This is a genomic window from Bradyrhizobium sp. WSM4872 (assembly GCF_055811715.1).
On record NZ_JBVVPT010000036.1, the window covers coordinates 48,224 to 67,486 of the forward strand.

Sequence of the window (19,263 nt, forward strand, 5' to 3'; positions counted from 1 at the left end):
GGGGCGTTGGTTTTGGCGCCCCCCCCCACCCCCCCCCCCCCCCCCGCCCCCCCCCCCCGCCCCCCCCCCCCCCCCCCCCCCCCCCCCCCGACGCTGGGATGATACTTCACGCCTTGAAATAGGCGATCTGCGTCGTGGTCGCGAGCAGCCTTCCGTTCGGCGACCACAGCTCGGCGTTCTGGTCGGCGTAGCTCTTGTGCATGATCTTTGAATCTGCGGTCGCCAGCACGCGCGTGATGTCCTCGGCCGCGAGCTCTTCGGCGTCCGTGTGAAAATACGTCGTCAGCGACACCGTGCCGAACGGCACCAGCTCGCGCCGCGCGTGAAAGATGCGGCCGAAGAAGGCGTCCGACATCGATATCAGCGACGGCATGTCGAGCTTGCGCGGCTCGCGATCACTGATCCAGAGCTTTGAGTAAGTGCTGGCGAGCTCGGGCTTGGGCGGGCCGATCCGCATCTCGCCCTCGACGAAGCGGAATTCATACTGGTTGGCCCAGGACGCCGCGATCTTCGGGAACGGCATCGTCTCTTCGAACGGCTTTGCATCGGGATATTGCGCCACCCTGTGCTCCCAGGACGGCCGGCGTTCGGCGAATACGGCGGTGGCGAGCGTTGCGACCTCGCCGCCGCCTTGCGACAGTTCGACGCTCCAGTGCTGGCTGGAGCGGTTGGCCTTCACCAGCCGCAAATCCAGATCGAACGGCCCCTTCGCGATCGGCGCGCAATAGTTGACGGTGAGCGCCAGCGGATCGCCGGCACGTTCCGGATGCTCGATCAGCGCACGCAGGATAGTCGCGGCCGTGACGCCGCCGAACGGGCCGACAAAGGCCCAATAGTCGTCGCTGGTGTGCCCCTGCCAGCTGGAGTCGCCGGCGCTGACGCGGGTGGCGTCGTCGAAAGGGTGCGGGAGCTTGGCGTGCATTGTTCGATCCGGCGTTCAATGACGGACGTCATATCACGTCCACCGCCGGCTTGTGCAATTACCTCGTGGGTAACCGATTTCACCCGCGGAAATTCAGCCAGCGACGTCGCGCAAGGTCGGCAGCAGCGGCGTGGTCGGGTTGACCGGCACGTTCCAGATCTCCTCGGCATATTCGCGGATGGTGCGGTCGGAGGAGAACCAGGCCATGCGCGCGACGTTGAGGATCGAGGCGCGGGTCCAGGCCGGCGCCACCTGCCAGCGCGCATCGACGCTGCGCTGCGCCTCGTAATAGGAATCGAAATCGGCGCTGACCATGTAATGGTCGAGATAGCGCAGCGCGTGCGCGATCGATTCGAAGCGGCCGGGATCGCCGGGCGAAAACTCGCCGATGCCGATCGCGTTGATGGCGCGCTGGAGCTTTGGCGAATTGCGGATCACGTCGGAAGCGTCCAGCCCCTGCTTGCGCCGGATCATCACGTCGCCGGCTTCCATGCCGAAGATCGCGATGTTCTCCGCGCCGACGTGATCGCGGATCTCGATGTTGGCGCCGTCGAGCGTGCCGATCGTGAGGGCGCCGTTCAGCGACAGCTTCATGTTGCCGGTGCCGGAGGCTTCCATGCCGGCCGTCGAGATCTGCTCGGAGAGGTCGGCCGCGGGAATGATCACTTCGGCAAGGCTGACATTGTAGTCGGGCAGGAAGACGACCTTGAGCTTGCCGCCGATCGCGGGATCGTTGTTGACGACTTCCGCAACGTCGTTGATCAGCTTGATGATCAGCTTGGCGTAGCGGTAGCTCGCGGCCGCTTTGCCCGCAAAGATCTTCACCCGCGGCACCCAATTGCCGTTGGGATCGTCCTTGATCGCCTGGTACAGCGCGACGGTCTCGATGACGTTGAGGAGCTGGCGCTTGTATTCGTGGATGCGCTTGATCTGCACGTCGAATAGCGCGCTGGGATCGATCTTGATGCCGAGCCGCTCGCCGATCAGGCGCGCCAGCGCGGTCTTGTTGTGAAGCTTGACCGCGCGGAACTTCTTCTGGAATTCGACGTCGCTGGCGCGGGCTTCGATCAGGCTGAGCTGCGTCGGATCGTCGAGCACGGCATCGCCGCAGGTCTCGCGCAACAGATCGGTCAGCTTCGGATTGGCCAGCATCAGCCAGCGGCGGAAGGTGATGCCGTTGGTCTTGTTGGTGATGCGGCCGGGATAGAGATGGTTGAGATCGTGGAACACGGTCTCGCGCATCAGGTCCGAATGCATGGCGGAGACGCCGTTGATGCGGTGTGAGCCGACGAAGGCGAGCTGGCCCATGCGCACGCGCCGCCCGCTCCGCTCGTCGATCAGCGAGACCGAGGCGCGGAAGTCGATGTCGCCGGGGGCGCGCGCTTCCGCGAGCGCGAGATGCTGCACGTTGATGCGGTAGATGATCTCGAGATGACGCGGCAACAGCCGTTCGAACAGTTCGACCGGCCAGGTCTCCAGCGCCTCGGGCAGCAGCGTGTGGTTGGTGTAGGACAGCGTGGCGACCGTGATCTTCCAGGCCTCGTCCCAGCGGAAATTGTGATCGTCGATCAGGATCCGCATCAGCTCGGTGACGGCCAGGCTCGGATGGGTGTCGTTGAGCTGCACCGCGACCTTGCTCGACAGGCTGCGGAGCTGGCCGTCGGATGCAAGATGCCGCTTGATCAGATCCTGCAGCGAAGCCGAGACGAAGAAATATTCCTGGCGCAGGCGCAGCTCGCGGCCGGCCGGGCTCTCGTCGTTCGGGTACAGGAATTTGCAGATCGCTTCCGCGCGCGACTGCTCGGCGCTGGCGCTGACATAATCGCCGGTGTTGAAGGCATCGAGCTTCAACGGATCGGGCGAGCGCGCCGACCACAGCCGCAGCGCGTTGACGTGCTGGCCGCGCCAGCCGACGATCGGCGTGTCATAGGCCATCGCCTGCACGGTCTCGGACGGATGCCAGATCGCGCGATCGCGGCCCTTGTCTTCGACATGCTCGACACCGCCGCCGAAGCGAATGTCGTAGATCACTTCGGGCCGCTGCAATTCCCAGGGGTTGCCGAAGCCGAGCCATTCGTCCGGATATTCCTGCTGCCAGCCCTGATTGATGATCTGGCGGAACAGGCCGTAATCGTAACGGATGCCGTAGCCGATCGCGGGGATCGAGAGCGTCGCCATGCTTTCCATGAAGCAGGCGGCGAGCCGTCCGAGGCCGCCATTGCCGAGCGCCGCGTCCGGCTCGCATTTGCGCAGCTCAGGCAAGGAGACGCCGAGATCGCCGAGCGCGACCTCGAAGATCTTCAGCAGCCCCATATTGTTCAGCGCGTCGCTGAAGAGGCGGCCGATCAGGAATTCGAGCGAGAGATAATAGACGCGCTTGCGCCCGGCATCGTAGCTGTGTTTCTCGGCCGTGAGCCAGCGATGCACGATGCGGTCGCGCAACGCCAGGGCCGCGGCCTGGTACCAGTCGTGCTTGGTCGCCATGCCCGCGTCCTTGCCGATGGCAAGGCGCAGCTTCGCCAGGATCGCGCCCTTGATCTCAGCCAGCGCGAGTTCGTCGATGGGCTGGTTGGCGGCGGGGAAATTGGGCTGGAACGATGAATCTTGCAAAGTCGTCACTTCCTGGTCGCGAGAACACTACTGACCCTACGCATCTTGCCTCTGTACCGGAACCATTGCTGGTGCGACCGTGCACTGCGATGGCGTAAAATTATGCAAGGAACGGGCCGATTTGGGAACCCGGACGCATACGGGGAAACGTGGATTTGGTGCTAGAATGGCGGCCAATTCAGCCATCAGTGTGGAGGAGACGTCCATGAAAGCTCTGATGACACCTGTGATGCGACGGCTGATCGAAATTGCCGCGGCCACCTTCCTCGTCGTCTGCATTACCGCCTCCAGCGCCGCCTTCGCCGCCGGCAAGATGGGCCGTAGCGCCGACGGCCTGAGCTGCGCCGTCTCGCTCCCGCAAAACGCAACGCCCGCCACCCGCTGCGCCGCCATCAAGCGCCAATGCGGCGGCAAGTTTTACGCGAGCGCGTGTGGGGACAGGTTGATGTCGGCGATGTGAGGACGATCGCGCGCTACAAAAACGGTGTCGTCCCGGCGAAGGCTCCCATTCAAATGTCGTCCTGGCGAAAGCCAGGACCCATTACCCCGACTTTCAGAGGAGGCCCGACCGGTCATTCCAGTCGGGATTCTCCTCCTCGATCAGCTTGATCTTCCAATCCCGCTTCCAGAACTTCAATTGCTTCTCGCGCGCGATCGCCTCTTGCGCTGTAGCGAACGTTTCAACGTGCACAAGGCGGAAGATCTTGTACTGCACGAACTTGGAGCCTCGACCCGACCGGTGTAATTCAAGCCGTGCGCGGATTTGACTAGTCACGCCGATGTAGATCGTGCCGTGGTGACGGCTTGCGAGAATATAGACGTAGTAGCTGCCTGCGCTCATAGGTGTGCTCAACTTCGCCAAGGCAACGCTGACCGGGGTAATGGGTCCTGGCTTTCGCCAGGACGACGCTCTCCAACAATCGCGCCAGCATCAGAACAAATTAAGAACACTTTAGCAAGTCTTTGATATATCATTGTGATTCGGCGTGTTGCCGACACAATATCTAGCGTCTGCCAGACTTCGCGAGGACTACATGTCCACCATTGCCTTCGATCGATTTGCCCTCACCAGGATCGCCGATTTCGCGCGCTCGCTGTCGCGGCTGCATCAGGCGGCGCGGCGCTACGCGGTCGACGACGACCAGTTCGACCGCGAGTTCAACGCGGTGTGCCAGTCGATCTGGGGCTACACCATCGACGACGTCAGCGACGATCTGTTCTCGGCCGAGGACCATCTGTTCCTCGACACGCTGGACGAGGCGCATGCGCGCATCTTCGCCGCAGAGCAGGGTTATGACCTCGTCGACGATCAGGGCATGCTCACCGACTGGTGGGGTTTTTGCTGGATGATCCTGGCCGAGAAGCGCGGCCTGCTCACGGCAGACAACCGCGCCGCCGCGCGCGCGGCGATCGAGGAGAAATATCTGGCTGCGCCGAACGTGATCGGCGTGATCATCGGGCGGTGACGGTCTCAACCCTCATCCTGAGGAGCTTGCGCAGCAAGCGTCTCGAAGCATGAAGGCCGATCTGCTCGAGGCGGGCCCTCATGGTTCGAGACGCGCGTTCCGCGCTCCTCACCATGAGGATTTCAATCCAGCCCCGCCCGCTTCGCCGGCTTCTGCGTCTTCGGCACCGTCACGTCGGGCAGCGTCTCGCGCACGATCTCCGCGGCGGGGCCATCCGCCGCCACCGTGTCGGCGCGCACCGGCGCCACCTTCATCTCGCCGAGCCGTGCGCGGACCTGCGCGGTGAGACCGGGATAGGAGGCGACCGGGGTGAAGTCCGCGGCCTGGTCGTTGCCGACGCGGATGCCGGTATAGGCAACGAGGCCGTCGCTGGTGGCGATCACGTCGCCGGGCTTGAGCGACGAGTCCAGCGCCAGATCGACCGGAGCGAGGCCGACCGGCTCGCGACCGTTGCAGGTGCAATCAGCGCGCAGCGCCTTGCGATAGGCGAACGCATTCTCGCTATCGGCATAGCGCTCGCCGGTCTGCGACGCTGCGCCGTCGATCGAGGAGCCGAAATAGATCTTGGTCGCGCTCGCAGGACAGAAGGCCTGACACATCTGCGCGGGCGAGGTGAGACCGCGCATCAGCGGGAAATATTTGCCGTCGCAGCTGCGCACGCAGAACGCCGGGCCCGAGCCGCCGGCCGCGGCCGAACGTGTCGGCGGAACGTATTGCTGGCTTCCGGCATTCTGCTGGCCGGTGAAGGGATCGGCATAGGAGCTCGCCTGCTGCGGCACCTCACGCTGCGGCCGCTGCTGCTGTTGCTGCATTCCGCCGAAGAAGAAGTCGAACAGGCCTTCGGCCGAAACCGGGGCGGGAGCCGCAAGCAGCGGTGCTGCCAGTGTGGCGGCGACGAGCATCGCGCGACGCCGCCGGCGCGCATGGGACATGTCTGTACGCAAACGCTTACTCCACCCGACGCTACCCAACCGGCCGGGACCATCAGGTCTCAGCACGTGATTCACCATAGAGCGGGATGGTAAATGAGCGGTTGAGGGGGAGCGGTGTCGCCGGACGGGGGGGGCGTCTTCATGGCCGGGCTTGTCCCGGCCATCCACGATCTCTGGTGCGGCAAAGACGTGGATGCCCGGGTCAAGCCCGGGCACGACGGCGGAGATAGTCTAGCTGCTCAAGCCTTCAAAAACTCCGACGCCTTGTACAGCGAGCGGAATGGAAGCCCGGCCGCGCCAAAGGTGTCGTCGGCACCTTCTTCGCGGTCGACCATGGTCAGCACCAGCACCACTTCAGCGCCGGTCTCGCGCACCGCTTCCACCGCCTTCATCGCCGAGCCGCCGGTGGTGGTGACGTCCTCGACGATCACGACGCGCTTGCCCTCCAGCGTCTCGCCCCTGGGCAGCCCCTCGATCGCGAGCTTCGCGCCATGCTCCTTCGGCTTCTTGCGCACGAAGAAGGCTGCGATGGGATGGCCCTTGATCCAGGAGATCTGCGCCAGCGCGCCGGCGAGCGGCACCGCGCCCATCTCGAGCCCGCCGATGAAATCGAGCTTGTCGTCCTTGAGCGCCTCATAGGTCAGCTCGGCGAGCAGCGTCGCACCCTCCGGGTCCAACATGGTCGGCTTGAGGTTGAAGTAGAAGTCGCTCTTGCGGCCCGACGCGAGCGTCACCTCGCCGCGGCCGAAGGAGCGCCGGCGGATGATCTCGAACAGGCGGGCGCGGGAGGCTGATTTAGACACGGCGGGCCCTCGGGAGCGTTTTTGGAAGTGGCGGAATTTATCCGCGACGGCCCCGACATTCCAGAGGGGGCTTCCCTCGTCAACAGGGATCGGCCATCCCGGCCCGCCGGTTGTGGTGGTGCAACGTTCTGGAGTAGGTGGATGCCTATCTCGGGCAAGCCGGCAAGAAGGCTGGGCAAGAGAACTCGGCAAGGAAACGCGAAAATGACCATCGAGCTGCACACCTGGAACACGCCGAACGGCCGCAAGATCTCCGTCGCGCTGGAGGAGATGGGGCTGCCCTACAAGGTGATCCCGGTGAATATCAGCAAGGGCGAACAGATGTCGCCGGAGTTCCTGAAGCTCTCCCCCAACAACAAGATCCCCGCGATTCTCGACCCGGATGGCCCGGACGGCAAGCCCGTCAGCATCTTCGAGTCGGGTGCGATCCTGCTGTATCTCGGCGAAAAGACCGGCAAATTCCTGCCGAAACCGCTTTCGGGCCGCATCCCCGTCTATGAATGGCTGATGTGGCAGATGGGCGGTTTCGGGCCGATGCCGGGCCAAGTGCACCATTTCATCGCGCTCGAGAACGAGCAGGACCGCGCCTACGGCCTCAAGCGCTACATGGCGGAGACGCGGCGGCTCTACGGCGTCCTCGACCGCCGGCTGGAGGCTCGCGATTTCGTCGCCGGCGAGCTCTCGGTTGCCGATTTTGCCATCCTGGGCTGGGCCTGGCGTCACCCTCGCCACAAGGTTGACCTGGCCGACTTTCCCCACGTCAAGCGCTGGTACGAGGCCCTGATGGCGCGCCCGGCGGTGAAGCGGGGCATGGAGGCGAAGCTGGATTGAGCTTCTCCCTCTCCCCGTTCTTACGGGGAGAGGGTTGGGGTGAGGGGCCTCTCTCCGCGGATGAGATGGCCGTGAGACCTGTACCCCCTCGCCCGGATCGCAAGAGCGATCCGACCTCTCCCCGCAGGCGGGGAGAGGTGAAAAAGCCCTCACACCTTCCGTGCCTCGACCGCCATCCGTACCGCGAGCCCGGCCAGCACCGTGCCCATCAGCCAGCGCTGGACCACCATCCAGCTTGGCCGGCTTGCGAGGAACAGCGCGATCGACCCTGCCGCCAGCGCGATCATGGCATTCACGCTGACACTGATCGCGATCTGGATTGCGCCGAGCACCACAGACTGCGCCAGCACGCTGCCGGCATTGGGATCGATGAACTGCGGCAGCAGCGCGAGGTAGAGCATCGCGATCTTCGGGTTGAGCAGATTGGTGACGAAGCCCATTGCGAACAATTTGCGCGGGCTGTCGATCGCAAGCTGCTTCACCTGGAACGGCGAGCGCCCGCCCGGCTTCACCGCCTGCCAGGCCAGCCACAACAGATAACCGGCGCCGGCAAAGCGCAGCGCGTCATAGGCAAAGGGAATGGCGAGCAGCAGCGCCGTGATGCCGAACGCCGCGCACAGCATGTAGAACACGAAGCCGAGCGCCACGCCGCCGAGCGAGACGATGCCCGCCACTGGGCCTTGCGTGATCGAACGGGAAATCAGGTAGACCATGTTCGGCCCGGGCGTGAGCACGAGACCGAGGCAGACGAGGGCGAAGCCGAGCAGGGCGGAGGTGTGGGGCATGGCTGAACCGGTGCGGGACGGCATGATTTTAATGTGCGGGCGATCGCGCCGCCATCGCGCAATTGCTCGGAGGACAATTCGATTCGCCGCCGCGCACTCGGTGCGCTCCCTCGCCCCGTTCTTACGGGGTCGCGACGAGCTTCGCTCGCGCTGAGAGGGTTGGGGTGAGGGGCCCTCTCCACGCATCAGATGGCCGTCGTACCTGTACCCCCTCACCCGGATCGCAAGAGCGATCCGACCTCTCCCCGCAAGCGGGGTGAGGTAAGAAAAAAATCAGTGCGCCTCGTCCCAATTGTTCGCCGCGCGTGCATCGACGTGCAGCGGCACCGAGAGCAGCACGGCCGGGAACGGCGCGTCCTGCATCACGTGCTGCACGACGGGGAGCGTGGCCTCGACCTCCGCGTCCGGCACCTCGAAGATCAATTCGTCATGCACCTGCAGCAGCATCTGCGACGAGAGCTTCTTCTCGGCGAGTGCAGCCTCCATCCGCGTCATGGCGCGGCGGATGATGTCGGCGGCGGTGCCCTGGAGCCGCGCGTTGATCGCGGCGCGCTCGTTGAAGGCGCGCACCGAGGCGTTCGAAGCCTTGATGTCGGGATAGTACATCTTGCGTCCGAACAGCGTGGTGACATAGCCGTGGCTCCGGCAGAAGTCGCGCGTCTCGTCCATGTAGGCGCGGATGCCGGGAAAGCGCTCGAAGTATTTCTTGATGTAGGCGGAGGCCTCTTCGCGTGCGATGCCGAGCTGGTTGGCGAGGCCGAATGCCGAAATGCCGTAGATGATGCCGAAATTGATCGCCTTGGCGCGGCGCCTGATTTCGCTCGGCATGCCCTTGATCGGCACGCCGAACATTTCCGATGCGGTCATGGCGTGAATGTCGAGACCGTCCTTGAACGCCTGCTGCAGCACGGGAATGTCGGCGATCTCGGCAAGCAGCCGCAGCTCGATCTGCGAATAGTCGGCGGAGACGAGCTTGTGCCCTGGCGTCGCGATGAAGGCGCGGCGGATCTTGCGTCCGTCCTCGGTGCGCACCGGGATGTTCTGCAAATTCGGCTCGTTCGACGACAGCCGGCCCGTCGTGGTCGCGGCCAGCGCGTAGGTCGTGTGGACGCGATGGGTTTGGGGATTCACATAGGTCGGCAGCGCGTCGGTGTAGGTCGATTTCAGCTTCGAGACCTGGCGCCACTCCAGAATCTTCTTCGGCAGGTCGTGGCCCTGCTCGGCGAGCTCGTCGAGCACCTGAGCGGTGGTCGACCACGCGCCGGTCTTGGTCTTGATGCCGCCGGACAGTCCCATCTTGCCGAACAGGATGTCGCCGATCTGCTTCGGGCTGCCGACATTGACCGGCTCGCCCGCGATCTGCTGAATCTCGGCCTCGACGCGGGCCGCGGTCTGGGCAAAGTCGCCGGAGAGACGCGACAGCACCTGGCGGTCGATCGAGATGCCGCGCCGCTCCATGCGCGCGAGCACCGATACCAGCGGCCGTTCCAGCGTCTCGTAGACCGTGGTCATGTGCTCGGCGACAAGGCGCGGCTTCAGCACGCGCCAGACGCGCAAGGTGATGTCGGCGCCTTCCGCCGACAGCGCCGCGGCCTTGTCGATCGGCACCTGGTCGAACGTGATCTTGCCCTTGCCGCTGCCGAGCAGCTCGTTCTCCTTGAGCATGGCGTGACCGAACCAGCGCTCGGACAGCTGCTCCAGCGCATGCGAGCCGCGGCCGGCATCGAGCACGTAGGAGATCAGCTGCGCATCGTCGGTGTTGCGCAGTGTGATGCCGTGCTGCGCCAGCATCACCGCGGTGAATTTGACGTCGAAGCCGATCTTGAGAATGCCTGGTGATTCCAGCACCGGCCGCAACGCCTCGATCGCATCACTGTGCCTGACCTGGTCGGGCGCGAGGCCGGCGTCGAACAGGCCGGCACCGCCGCCGGACTGCTTGTGCGCCAGCGGCACGTAGCAGGCCTCGTTCGGCGCCAGCGCCAGCGCGATGCCGCAGAGATCGGCCTGCATCGGATCGATCGAGTTTGCCCGGATCTCGACCGCGACATGGCCGGCATCATGGATGCGCGCGATGAACGCGTTCAATTCCGCGAGCGTCTTGATGGCCTGGTACTTGCTGCGATCGACCGTAAGCTTGCGCAAAGCCTCTTCGCGCGCCGCGGCGAGAGAAATCGGCGCGCCCTTCGGGCTCGCGGCCTTGTCCTCCTTGCTCGCCGATGCGTTGCGCTGGCCCACTGGCGCTTGCGCCGGCGCGCCGGTTCCCGGGGCCGGCACGACGTCCGAAGGCGGAAGCGGCGAGAAGACGCTGGCGCCGCTGGAATAGCCCGGATCGGCATCGACGTTGGCCGGATCGATCTGCGAGAACTCGGCGACGCGGCGCGTCAGCGTGGAAAATTCCATCGCCTTCAGGAACGCGATCAGCTTGCGCGCATCGGGTTCGTGGACGGCGAGATCGTCCAGCGGGACTTCGAGGTCGACCTTGTCGTCGAGCAATACGAGCTGCCGTGAGATGCGCGCCTTCTCGGCGTTCTCGATCAGCGCCTCGCGCCGCTTCGGCTGTTTGATTTCGGTGGCGCGGAACAGCAGTTGCTCGAGATCGCCATATTCGACGATCAGCTGCGCCGCGGTCTTGATGCCGATGCCGGGCACGCCAGGAACGTTGTCGGTGGAATCGCCGGCCAGGGCCTGCACCTCCACCACCTTCTCCGGCGGCACGCCAAACTTCTCGATCACCTCGGGGATGCCGATGCGGCGGTCCTTCATGGTGTCGTACATGGTGACGCAATCGGTGACGAGCTGCATCAGGTCCTTGTCGGAGGACACGATCGTCGCGCTCGCGCCGCGCTCGCAGGCCTGCCGCACATAGGTCGCAATCAGATCGTCGGCCTCGAAGCCGACCTGTTCCAGGCAAGGCAGGTCGAAGGCGCGTACCGCTTCGCGGATCAGCGAAAATTGCGGGATCAGATCGTCCGGCGCCGGCGCCCGGTGCGCCTTGTACTCGGGATAGATCTTGTTGCGGAAGGTGATTTCCGACTTGTCGAAGATGATCGCCAGATGCGTCGGCCGGTTGTCCTCGGGCATCTCGCGCAAAAGCTTCCACAGCATGTTGCAGAAGCCGAGCACGGCATTGACCTGCAAGCCGTCGGACTTGCGGTTCATCGGCGGCAGCGCATGGTAGGCGCGGAAGATGTAGCCGGAACCGTCGACCAGGAAGACATGGTCGCCCTTGCCGGCCGCCTTCGCGGCGACGGGCTTGGCAGCAGCTGTCGCAGCAGCGGGTTTGGTTTCGGCCTTGGCGACGGTCTTGGGGGATGTCTTGGGAGATGTCTTGGGCATGGCCGCAATGTATGAATTTTTGCGGACTTTGACAGCCTTGGGAGGGGGATTTTTGGACCCGTGGCGCTGCTATCCCCACTGTCATTCCCCGCGAAAGCGGGGAATCCAGTACGCCGCGGCCTCTCGGCTCAATCACTGACGTCTCGGCGTGCTGGGTCGCCCGGTCAAGCCGGGCGACGACATCGAGAGGGCGGCTATTCCGCCGCCTGCAGCACCGGCCCTGTCTTCTTCGGCGCGATCCAGAACGCATCGGGCCGCTCGAACAGGAAATTGCCGCCAAGGCGCAGTGCGACCTGCCAGATCGCGAGCGAGCCGATCACGCCGACGATGGTCACGATCAGCGATACCGCGCCGATGTCGGGAATGATGCCGGTGCGCAAGAGCAGCGTCCGTGTCGCCGCCATCGGCAGGAAGAAGGCGAGATAGATCACGATCGAATGTTCGCCGCAGAAACGGAAAACGTTCAACCACTGCGCGCGCGCGAGCAGCGTGCCCATCGTGATGATGGCGCAGGCGCCGGCGAAGCCGAGCATGAGCGATACGAATTTCCACTCGCTGGCGCCGAGCATAACCAAGCCGCTATTGACCAGCGCCCATGTCGCGAGCGCTGCCAGCGCCCATGCGGGATGATTGCGCGCGCGGTCCGACAGCGCGAACACGTAGGGCGCGAACAAATAGCCTGAATAGAAATAAACGAAACGCGCGCAGAACTCGTCGATCGCGGTCCAGCCCGTTGCGACCCGCGCCGTCTCTAGTGCCGCCGCGATGAGCCAGATCGCGGGCGGCGGGACCAGCCGTGTCAGTTTTGTGACGACGAAGAAGATCGGCAAAAGGTAGATGAACCACAGCGTGCCGAACGGCTCGACGAAGGATTCCAGATAGAGCAAGCCGGCGTCGCGCCAGCTCGTTTCCGCCGCGAATGCGGGGGCCTTGAAGCCGAACTGGATTGTCACCCAGACGACATAGAAATAGGCGAAATGCACCACCTTGCGGTCGAGATAGGTTCGCCAGTCCCGGTCGATCACCAGTGGCAGGAACAGACCCGAAATCAGGAAGAAATCCGGCATCCGGAATGGCTTCGCGAAGGCCACCAAGACATGCATGAAACCGGTCTCGCCGGCAGCAAGCTCGACCCCCAGCACCGAATGCATCATCACGACCATGACGATGCAGATGCCCTTGGCGTAATCGACCCAATCGACGCGCCCAGCAGCCGGGGCCTTGAGTCCCCCGCTCGCGGCGATTGTGCCTGATGGTGCCATGGTGTCTCTTTTTGAGGCGTGTTCCGCCAGGATCTGCGTGAACGCGGGGCAGTTTGCCGCCTTGCTGCTTACGATTTCTTTACCGGTACAAGTGCTGTGCCGTTTTTTGTACGCGGGCTGTTCCCTCACCCCGGTAAAATGCTAAACCGCCTTGGAATAGGGATTTTGTTAACCAAGCCAAACAGGGTTTTTCATGCGCATTGCTATGATCGGCACGGGCTATGTGGGACTGGTGTCCGGGGCCTGCTTTGCGGATTTCGGTCACGACGTCGTCTGCGTCGACAAGGACGAGAAGAAGATCGCGGCCCTTCATCGTGGCGAGATCCCGATCTACGAGCCCGGGCTCGACGAGCTGGTGGCGACCAACGTCAAGGCCAAGCGGCTGGAGTTCACCACCGATTTGTCCAAGCCGGTCGCGGATGCCGATGCCGTGTTCATCGCGGTCGGCACACCGTCGCGCCGCGGCGACGGCCACGCCGATCTGTCCTATGTCTATGCCGCCGCGAAAGAGATCGCGCAGTCGCTGTCCGGCTTCACCGTCGTCGTGACCAAGTCGACCGTACCGGTCGGCACCGGCGACGAGGTCGAGCGAATCATCCGCGAGACCAATCCCAAAGCCGACGTGGTCGTCGCCTCGAATCCCGAATTCCTGCGCGAGGGCGCGGCGATCCGCGACTTCAAATTCCCCGATCGCATCGTCGTTGGCACCGCCGACGAGCGCGGCCGCAAGGTGATGAGCGACATCTATCGTCCGCTGTCGCTGAACCAGGCGCCGCTGATGTTCACGGAACGCCGCACCGCCGAGATGATCAAATACGCCGCCAACGCGTTCCTCGCGACCAAGATCACCTTCATCAACGAGATCGCCGACCTCTCCGAAAAGGCCGGCGCCAACGTGCAGGAGGTCGCGCGCGGCATTGGCCTGGACAACCGCATCGGCACCAAGTTCCTGCATGCCGGTCCCGGCTTCGGCGGCTCCTGCTTTCCGAAGGACACCAAGGCGCTGATCAAGATCGCGCAGGACTACGATGTGAGCTTGCGCATCGTCGAGTCCGTGCTGGCGGTCAACGAGAACCGCAAGCGCGCGATGGCGCGAAAAGTGAGCCAGGCGCTCGGCGGCTCGCTGCGCGGCAAGACCATCGCTGTGCTCGGCCTCACCTTCAAGCCCGACACCGATGACATGCGCGATGCGCCGTCGATTCCGCTGGTCACCGGCCTGATCGACATGGGCGCGAAGGTGAAGGCCTTCGATCCCGTCGGCATGGAGCAGGCGAAGAGCGAGCTGCCCAGCATCACTTATTGCGAGGACGCCTATTCCTGCGCGGAAGGCGCCGATGCGATCGTGATCGTCACCGAATGGGTGCAGTTCCGGGCGCTCGACCTCGACCGGCTGAAGGCGACCATGGCGCAGCCCGTCATCGTCGACTTGCGCAACATCTACCGCCCCGAGGAGATGGCTGCGGCCGGCTTCGTCTACGAGAGCATTGGCCGGCCGCCGGTGCAGGGCTAGCGATCCAACGTCGCGCATAATTCCGTCATGGCCGGGCTTGTCCCGGCCATCCACGTCTGTTTTCTAGTGTGACGACGTGGATGCCCGGCGGTTTCCGTGCGAAGACGCGCTTCGCGCTTTTGCCGGGCATGACGAATGGACAGGCCTTGCCCCGCAGTTTCGACACGCCCCTCCCGATCGATGCCGTGCTCGACGACCTTTCGCGCACGCTGGAGGCGCATCATGCCGCCGTGCTGGTGGCGCCCCCGGGCGCCGGCAAGACCACGCGCGTGCCACTGGCGCTGCTCGATGCCCCCTGGGCCAAGGGCAAGAAGATCATCGTGCTGGAGCCGCGGCGCATCGCGGCGCGCGCCAGCGCCGACCGCATGGCCAAATCACTGGGCGAACGCGCCGGCGAGACTGTCGGCTATCGCGTCCGCTTCGGCTCGAAGATCTCGCGCGCGACCCGCATCGAGGTGGTGACGGAGGGTATCTTCACCCGCCAGATTCTCGACGATCCCGAGCTGTCGGGCATCGCCGCCGTCCTGTTCGACGAATTCCACGAGCGCTCGCTCGATGCCGACATGGGCCTCGCGCTGGCGCGCGACGCGCAAACCGGCCTGCGCGAGGATTTGCGCATCCTCGTGATGTCGGCAACGCTCGATGGCGCCCGCGTGGCAAGATTGCTCGGCGAAGCGCCCGTCGTCGAAAGCGAGGGCCGCGCCTTTCCGGTCGAGACCCGCTATCTCGGCCGCAAGGCGGACGCGCCGGTGGAGCGACAGATGGCGGATGCGATCGCCTCGGCGCTACGGGCCGATGCCGGCTCGGTGCTGGCGTTCCTGCCGGGCGCCGCTGAAATCCGCCGAACCCAGAACCTCCTCGCCGAACGGGTGCAGGATTCCAGCATCGAAATCGTGCCGCTGTTCGGCGCACTCGACGCCGCCGTGCAGGATCGTGCCATCTCGCCGGCACCCAAGGGCACGCGCAAGGTGGTGCTGGCGACCTCGATCGCGGAGACATCGCTCACCATTGAGGGCGTGCGCATCGTGGTCGATTCCGGTCTTGCCCGCGTGCCGCGCTACGAACCTGACATCGGCCTGACCCGGCTCGAGACCGTGCGCGTCTCGCGCGCGGCGGCTGACCAGCGCCGCGGCCGCGCCGGCCGGACCGAGCCCGGTGTCTGCTACCGGCTATGGGACGAACCTCAGACAGCCTCGCTCGCGCCCTACACCCAGCCCGAGATCCTCAGCGCCGATCTGTCCTCGCTGGTGCTCGATCTCGCGCAATGGGGCGTCGCCGACCCTGCCGCGCTGTCGTTTCTGGACCCGCCGCCCGCGCCGGCCTGGAAGGAAGCAAAAAGCCTGCTCTGCGAGCTCAACGCGCTCGATGCCGACGGCCGCATCACGGCGGAGGGCAAGAGCCTGCGTGCGCTGGCGCTGCCGCCGCGGCTCGCGCGCATGATCGTGGATTCGCATCGTGCCGGCGAGGGCGAAGCCGCTGCCGAGATCGCTGCCATCATCACCGAGCGCGGGCTCGGCGGCGACAGCGTCGATCTCGAGCACCGTCGGGATCAGTTCCGCCGCGACCGTTCCCCGCGAGCCGCAAGCGCGCGCGACCTCGCGCGGCGCTGGGCCTCGCAGGTGGCGGCGTCAGAGAAGGCGGCGACCGGAGAAGCTGGCCTCTCGACCGGCCTGATGCTGGCCTACGCCTTCCCGGATCGCGTCGCGCGCAACCGCGGCAATGGCAGCTTCGTGCTCGCCAACGGTCGAGGTGCTGCCGTAGATCAAACCTCCTCGCTCGCGCGCGCCCCCTATATCGCGATCGGCGAGATGACGGGCACGGCGGCGAGCGGACGCATTCTGCTCGCAGCGCAAATCTCGCAGGACGAGATCGAACGGCATTTCGCCGAGCATATCGAATCCGTCGAGGAGATATCGTTCGATCGCGGCGCGATGGCGCTGCGGGCGCGGCGCAAGCGCGCGCTGCACGCGATCACGCTCTCCGAGGCGACGCTCGCCGTGTCGCCCTCGGAGGACACTGCGCGCATCTTCGCGGATGGGCTCATCGCCGCCGGACTCGACCGGCTGCCCTGGTCGAAGGTAGCCAAACAATGGCGCGATCGCGTGATGTTTTTGCGCAAGGCCGAGGGCGACAGCTGGCCCGATTTGTCGGACGACGGCTTGATCGCACGGCGCGACGATTGGCTGGTGCCGGCGCTCTACGACAAGATCGCGCTGAAGGACATCTCCGCCGGCGATCTCTCCGACGCGCTGATGGCGTTGTTGCCGTGGGAGATGCGCGCGCGGCTCGACCGCGAGGCGCCGACGCATTTCGAGGCGCCGACCGGCAGCGTGCTCGCGATCGACTATGAAGCCGAGCAGGGGCCGACCATAGCGGTACGGCTGCAGGAATTGTTCGGTCTCAACACCCATCCCTCGATCGCCGCCGGCAAGGTGCCGCTGGTGCTGGAGCTGCTGTCGCCGGCGCAGCGCCCGGTGCAGGTGACGCGCGATCTTCCTGGCTTCTGGCGCGGCAGCTACAGTGCCGTGCGCTCCGATTTGCGCGGCCGCTACCCGCGCCATCCCTGGCCGGAAGATCCGGCGAATGCGCTGCCGACCCGGCGGGTCAAGCCGCGCGGGACGTGAGGCGCTAGATATGCGAGTGCATCCATGCCCGCTGGCGCAGCTGGAACCTACGGCAATTGACCGTGCGCGGGATTGAAAAAGTCCACGCCGTCGTGCTCTGGTGCGCCCTCACCAACAACATCCTGCAAGGTAACCGCCTCCGCAGCGCAGAAGCGAGAGCTCATCGACGAACTCAGACCCGCCATTTACCGCGATAAAGCAGCCCCACTCCGCTCCGAACGAGCAAAAGCGTCACAAGCTCTGAGGATGAGGGTCTCACAAAATTGCATTCTGCCCGGAAATCGCTATTTTCCGCGCCCCGGAGGCCCCTTAGATGTCCGTTATCGATCTTGCCGCGAACCCGAGCGATCTGCGTGCGCTCGCCGAACAATCCAACGCCTGGCCGTTCGAGCAGGCGAAGGCCATTGTCGCGCGGCTGAAGAAAAGCCCGAAGGACGAGGTGCTGTTCGAGACCGGCTACGGGCCATCAGGCCTGCCGCATATCGGCACCTTCGGCGAGGTCGCGCGCACCTCGATGGTGCGGCACGCTTTTCATGTGCTGACCGAGAACAAGATCAAGACGCGCCTGCTCGCGTTCTCCGACGACATGGACGGGTTTCGGAAAGTGCCCGACAACGTCCCCAACAAGGAGATGCTGGCCGCGCATCTCGGCAAGCCGCTGACCCGCGTGCCGGATCCGTTCTCCAACGAGTACCCGTCGTTCGGGCACCACAACAATGCGCGGCTGCGCGCCTTCCTCGATCATTTCGGCTTCGACTACGAATTCGCGAGCTCGACCGACTATTATACGTCCGGCCGTTTCGACGCGACGCTGCTCAAGATGTTAGCTGCCTACGACAAAGTGATGGCGATCATCCTGCCGACGCTCGGACCCGACCGCCGCGCGACCTATTCGCCGTTCCTCCCCATCAGCAAGACCACGGGTGTCGTGCTGCAGGTGCCGATGATCCGCCGCGACGTTGCGGCCGGCACGGTGACCTATCTCGATCCCGATACCAACCAGGAAGTCGAGACGCCGGTCACCGGCGGTAACGTCAAGTGCCAATGGAAGGCCGACTGGGCGATGCGCTGGGTCGCGCTCGGCGTCGATTACGAGATGGCCGGCAAGGATCTGATCGACTCGGTCAAACTCTCCGGCGCGATCGCGAGGGCGCTCGGCGCCACGCCGCCGGAGGGCTTCAACTACGAGCTCTTCCTCGACGACAAGGGCCAGAAGATATCGAAGTCGAAGGGCAACGGCCTCACCATCGACGAATGGCTGCGCTACGCCTCGCCGGAATCGCTATCGCTGTTCATGTATCGCGAGCCGAAGGCGGCCAAGCGGCTGTATTTCGACGTCATCCCGCGCAATGTCGACGACTACCAGCAGTTCATCGACGGCTTTGCCAAGCAGGACGCCAAGCAGCAGCTCGGCAATCCGGTCTGGCATGTCCACAGCGGCCATCCGCCGAAGTTCGACATGCCCGTCACGTTCCAGCTCTTGCTGACGCTGGTGTCGTCGTCGAATGCGGAGAATGCCGAGACGCTGTGGGGTTTCATTGGCCGCTACCGGCCCGGCGTGAGCCCGCAGACGCATCCCAAGCTCGACGCGATGGTCGGCTATGCCATCAATTATTATCGCGACTTCGTCGCGCCGACGAAGACGTTCCGCGAACCGACCGAGACCGAGCGCGCGGCGCTGCAGGATTTGCGGGATGCATTATCGCAGCTTCCGCAGGACGCCTCGGCCGAGGACATCCAGAACGTCGTCTACGAGATCGGCCGCCGCGAGCCGTTCCTCGATCCAGTCAAGAAGGGCAAGGACGGCCGTCCCGGCGTGACACTCGACTGGTTCAACATGCTCTACCAGGTGCTGCTCGGCCAGGAAAAGGGCCCGCGCTTCGGCTCCTTTGTCGCGGTGTATGGCGTGCAGAACGCGGTGAATATGATCGACGGCGCGCTGGCGCGGAGTGCGTGAGGAACGCATTGCTGTTACGAGCGCAATGCATCTCCCCAAGGTCGTCCCGGCGAAGGCCGGGACCCATAGCCCCAGGAAGAGATTTGGCGAAGGTTGGTAGTCATGAGGCCTTTGGGACCAAGACCGCGACTCTCTGATAGATCACGCGGTATGGGTCCCGGCCTTCGCCCTAGGGCATGCACATATCTGGTGCGGCGGATTGACTCAGAGCGGCATCTTGGGATT

General features: G+C 64.7%; 14 protein-coding genes and 1 pseudogene. 7 read left to right on the plus strand and 8 right to left on the minus strand.

The genetic code is table 11. From position 1 onward, the window contains the following. Positions 1–106: 106 nt before the first annotated feature. Both AC0L3C_RS32050 and AC0L3C_RS32055 read right to left on the minus strand, forming a co-directional pair. Positions 107–922: an acyl-CoA thioesterase gene (locus AC0L3C_RS32050; RefSeq protein WP_473409942.1), complete on the minus strand. Its 816-nt coding sequence runs from the start codon at positions 920–922 to the stop codon at positions 107–109. 93 nt (positions 923–1,015) lie between these two features. Then, a complete protein-coding gene (locus AC0L3C_RS32055; RefSeq protein WP_473409943.1) occupies positions 1,016–3,532 on the minus strand; it encodes a glycogen/starch/alpha-glucan phosphorylase in 2,517 nt (838 codons plus the stop codon). Positions 3,533–3,737: 205 nt separating this feature from the next. Here AC0L3C_RS32055 and AC0L3C_RS32060 point away from each other — a divergent pair, with 205 nt between their 5' ends. Then, complete coding sequence (locus tag AC0L3C_RS32060; RefSeq protein WP_473265114.1) at positions 3,738–3,992, plus strand: hypothetical protein; 255 nt, start codon at positions 3,738–3,740, stop codon at positions 3,990–3,992. Between the two features lie 93 nt (positions 3,993–4,085). Here AC0L3C_RS32060 and AC0L3C_RS32065 read toward each other — a convergent pair whose 3' ends face one another. Next, on the minus strand, positions 4,086–4,373 hold the full coding sequence (locus tag AC0L3C_RS32065; RefSeq protein WP_473409944.1) for a GIY-YIG nuclease family protein: 288 nt from the start codon (positions 4,371–4,373) through the stop codon (positions 4,086–4,088). A 193-nt stretch (positions 4,374–4,566) separates the two neighbouring features. Between AC0L3C_RS32065 and AC0L3C_RS32070 the strand changes: the two genes are divergently transcribed. Next, positions 4,567–4,998 carry a hypothetical protein gene (locus AC0L3C_RS32070; protein WP_473409945.1) on the plus strand — a complete coding sequence of 144 codons (432 nt, stop codon included), beginning with the start codon at positions 4,567–4,569 and terminating at the stop codon, positions 4,996–4,998. A gap of 122 nt (positions 4,999–5,120) precedes the next feature. On the opposite strand, the gene AC0L3C_RS32075 is transcribed toward AC0L3C_RS32070, so the two are convergent. Beyond that, on the minus strand, positions 5,121–5,900 hold the full coding sequence (locus AC0L3C_RS32075; protein WP_473285047.1) for a DUF2865 domain-containing protein: 780 nt from the start codon (positions 5,898–5,900) through the stop codon (positions 5,121–5,123). Between the two features lie 269 nt (positions 5,901–6,169). Beyond that, complete coding sequence (pyrE, locus tag AC0L3C_RS32080; RefSeq protein WP_473265117.1) at positions 6,170–6,733, minus strand: orotate phosphoribosyltransferase; 564 nt, start codon at positions 6,731–6,733, stop codon at positions 6,170–6,172. Between the two features lie 204 nt (positions 6,734–6,937). Here pyrE and AC0L3C_RS32085 point away from each other — a divergent pair, with 204 nt between their 5' ends. Further along, positions 6,938–7,564: a glutathione S-transferase family protein gene (locus AC0L3C_RS32085; RefSeq protein WP_473265118.1), complete on the plus strand. Its 627-nt coding sequence runs from the start codon at positions 6,938–6,940 to the stop codon at positions 7,562–7,564. Positions 7,565–7,713: 149 nt separating this feature from the next. On the opposite strand, the gene AC0L3C_RS32090 is transcribed toward AC0L3C_RS32085, so the two are convergent. The 3 genes from AC0L3C_RS32090 to AC0L3C_RS32100 form a co-directional block, all read right to left on the minus strand. Next, positions 7,714–8,349 carry a LysE family translocator gene (locus tag AC0L3C_RS32090; protein WP_473409946.1) on the minus strand — a complete coding sequence of 212 codons (636 nt, stop codon included), beginning with the start codon at positions 8,347–8,349 and terminating at the stop codon, positions 7,714–7,716. Positions 8,350–8,622: 273 nt separating this feature from the next. Continuing rightward, the gene (gene polA / locus AC0L3C_RS32095; protein ID WP_473409947.1) at positions 8,623–11,685 is read right to left on the minus strand and encodes a DNA polymerase I; all 3,063 of its coding nucleotides are present in this window, start codon (positions 11,683–11,685) and stop codon (positions 8,623–8,625) included. A gap of 194 nt (positions 11,686–11,879) precedes the next feature. Beyond that, a complete protein-coding gene (locus tag AC0L3C_RS32100) occupies positions 11,880–12,947 on the minus strand; it encodes an acyltransferase family protein (RefSeq protein WP_473409948.1) in 1,068 nt (355 codons plus the stop codon). 193 nt (positions 12,948–13,140) lie between these two features. Between AC0L3C_RS32100 and AC0L3C_RS32105 the strand changes: the two genes are divergently transcribed. From AC0L3C_RS32105 to AC0L3C_RS32120, 4 genes and pseudogenes are all read left to right on the plus strand, one after another. After that, on the plus strand, positions 13,141–14,457 hold the full coding sequence (locus AC0L3C_RS32105; protein ID WP_473265122.1) for a UDP-glucose dehydrogenase family protein: 1,317 nt from the start codon (positions 13,141–13,143) through the stop codon (positions 14,455–14,457). A 146-nt stretch (positions 14,458–14,603) separates the two neighbouring features. Then, positions 14,604–17,081, plus strand: coding sequence for an ATP-dependent helicase HrpB (gene hrpB, locus AC0L3C_RS32110; protein WP_473409950.1), 2,478 nt, complete (start codon positions 14,604–14,606; stop codon positions 17,079–17,081). A gap of 8 nt (positions 17,082–17,089) precedes the next feature. Continuing rightward, positions 17,090–17,278, plus strand: a pseudogene (locus tag AC0L3C_RS32115) (hypothetical protein); the annotation flags it as partial. Between the two features lie 116 nt (positions 17,279–17,394). Next, positions 17,395–19,038: a lysine--tRNA ligase gene (locus tag AC0L3C_RS32120; RefSeq protein ID WP_473265124.1), complete on the plus strand. Its 1,644-nt coding sequence runs from the start codon at positions 17,395–17,397 to the stop codon at positions 19,036–19,038. The last annotated feature ends 225 nt before the right edge of the window (positions 19,039–19,263 follow it).

Coding starts and splice junctions, on each gene's coding strand:
- AC0L3C_RS32065 (WP_473409944.1), bottom strand. CDS start 4,373: ATGAGCGCAGGCAGCTACTACGTCTATATTCTCGCAAGCCGTCACCAC.
- AC0L3C_RS32075 (WP_473285047.1), bottom strand. CDS start 5,900: ATGCTCGTCGCCGCCACACTGGCAGCACCGCTGCTTGCGGCTCCCGCC.
- polA (WP_473409947.1), bottom strand. CDS start 11,685: ATGCCCAAGACATCTCCCAAGACATCCCCCAAGACCGTCGCCAAGGCC.
- AC0L3C_RS32050 (WP_473409942.1), bottom strand. CDS start 922: ATGCACGCCAAGCTCCCGCACCCTTTCGACGACGCCACCCGCGTCAGC.
- AC0L3C_RS32085 (WP_473265118.1), top strand. CDS start 6,938: ATGACCATCGAGCTGCACACCTGGAACACGCCGAACGGCCGCAAGATC.
- AC0L3C_RS32100 (WP_473409948.1), bottom strand. CDS start 12,947: ATGGCACCATCAGGCACAATCGCCGCGAGCGGGGGACTCAAGGCCCCG.
- AC0L3C_RS32060 (WP_473265114.1), top strand. CDS start 3,738: ATGAAAGCTCTGATGACACCTGTGATGCGACGGCTGATCGAAATTGCC.
- AC0L3C_RS32120 (WP_473265124.1), top strand. CDS start 17,395: ATGTCCGTTATCGATCTTGCCGCGAACCCGAGCGATCTGCGTGCGCTC.
- AC0L3C_RS32070 (WP_473409945.1), top strand. CDS start 4,567: ATGTCCACCATTGCCTTCGATCGATTTGCCCTCACCAGGATCGCCGAT.
- AC0L3C_RS32090 (WP_473409946.1), bottom strand. CDS start 8,349: ATGCCCCACACCTCCGCCCTGCTCGGCTTCGCCCTCGTCTGCCTCGGT.
- AC0L3C_RS32105 (WP_473265122.1), top strand. CDS start 13,141: ATGCGCATTGCTATGATCGGCACGGGCTATGTGGGACTGGTGTCCGGG.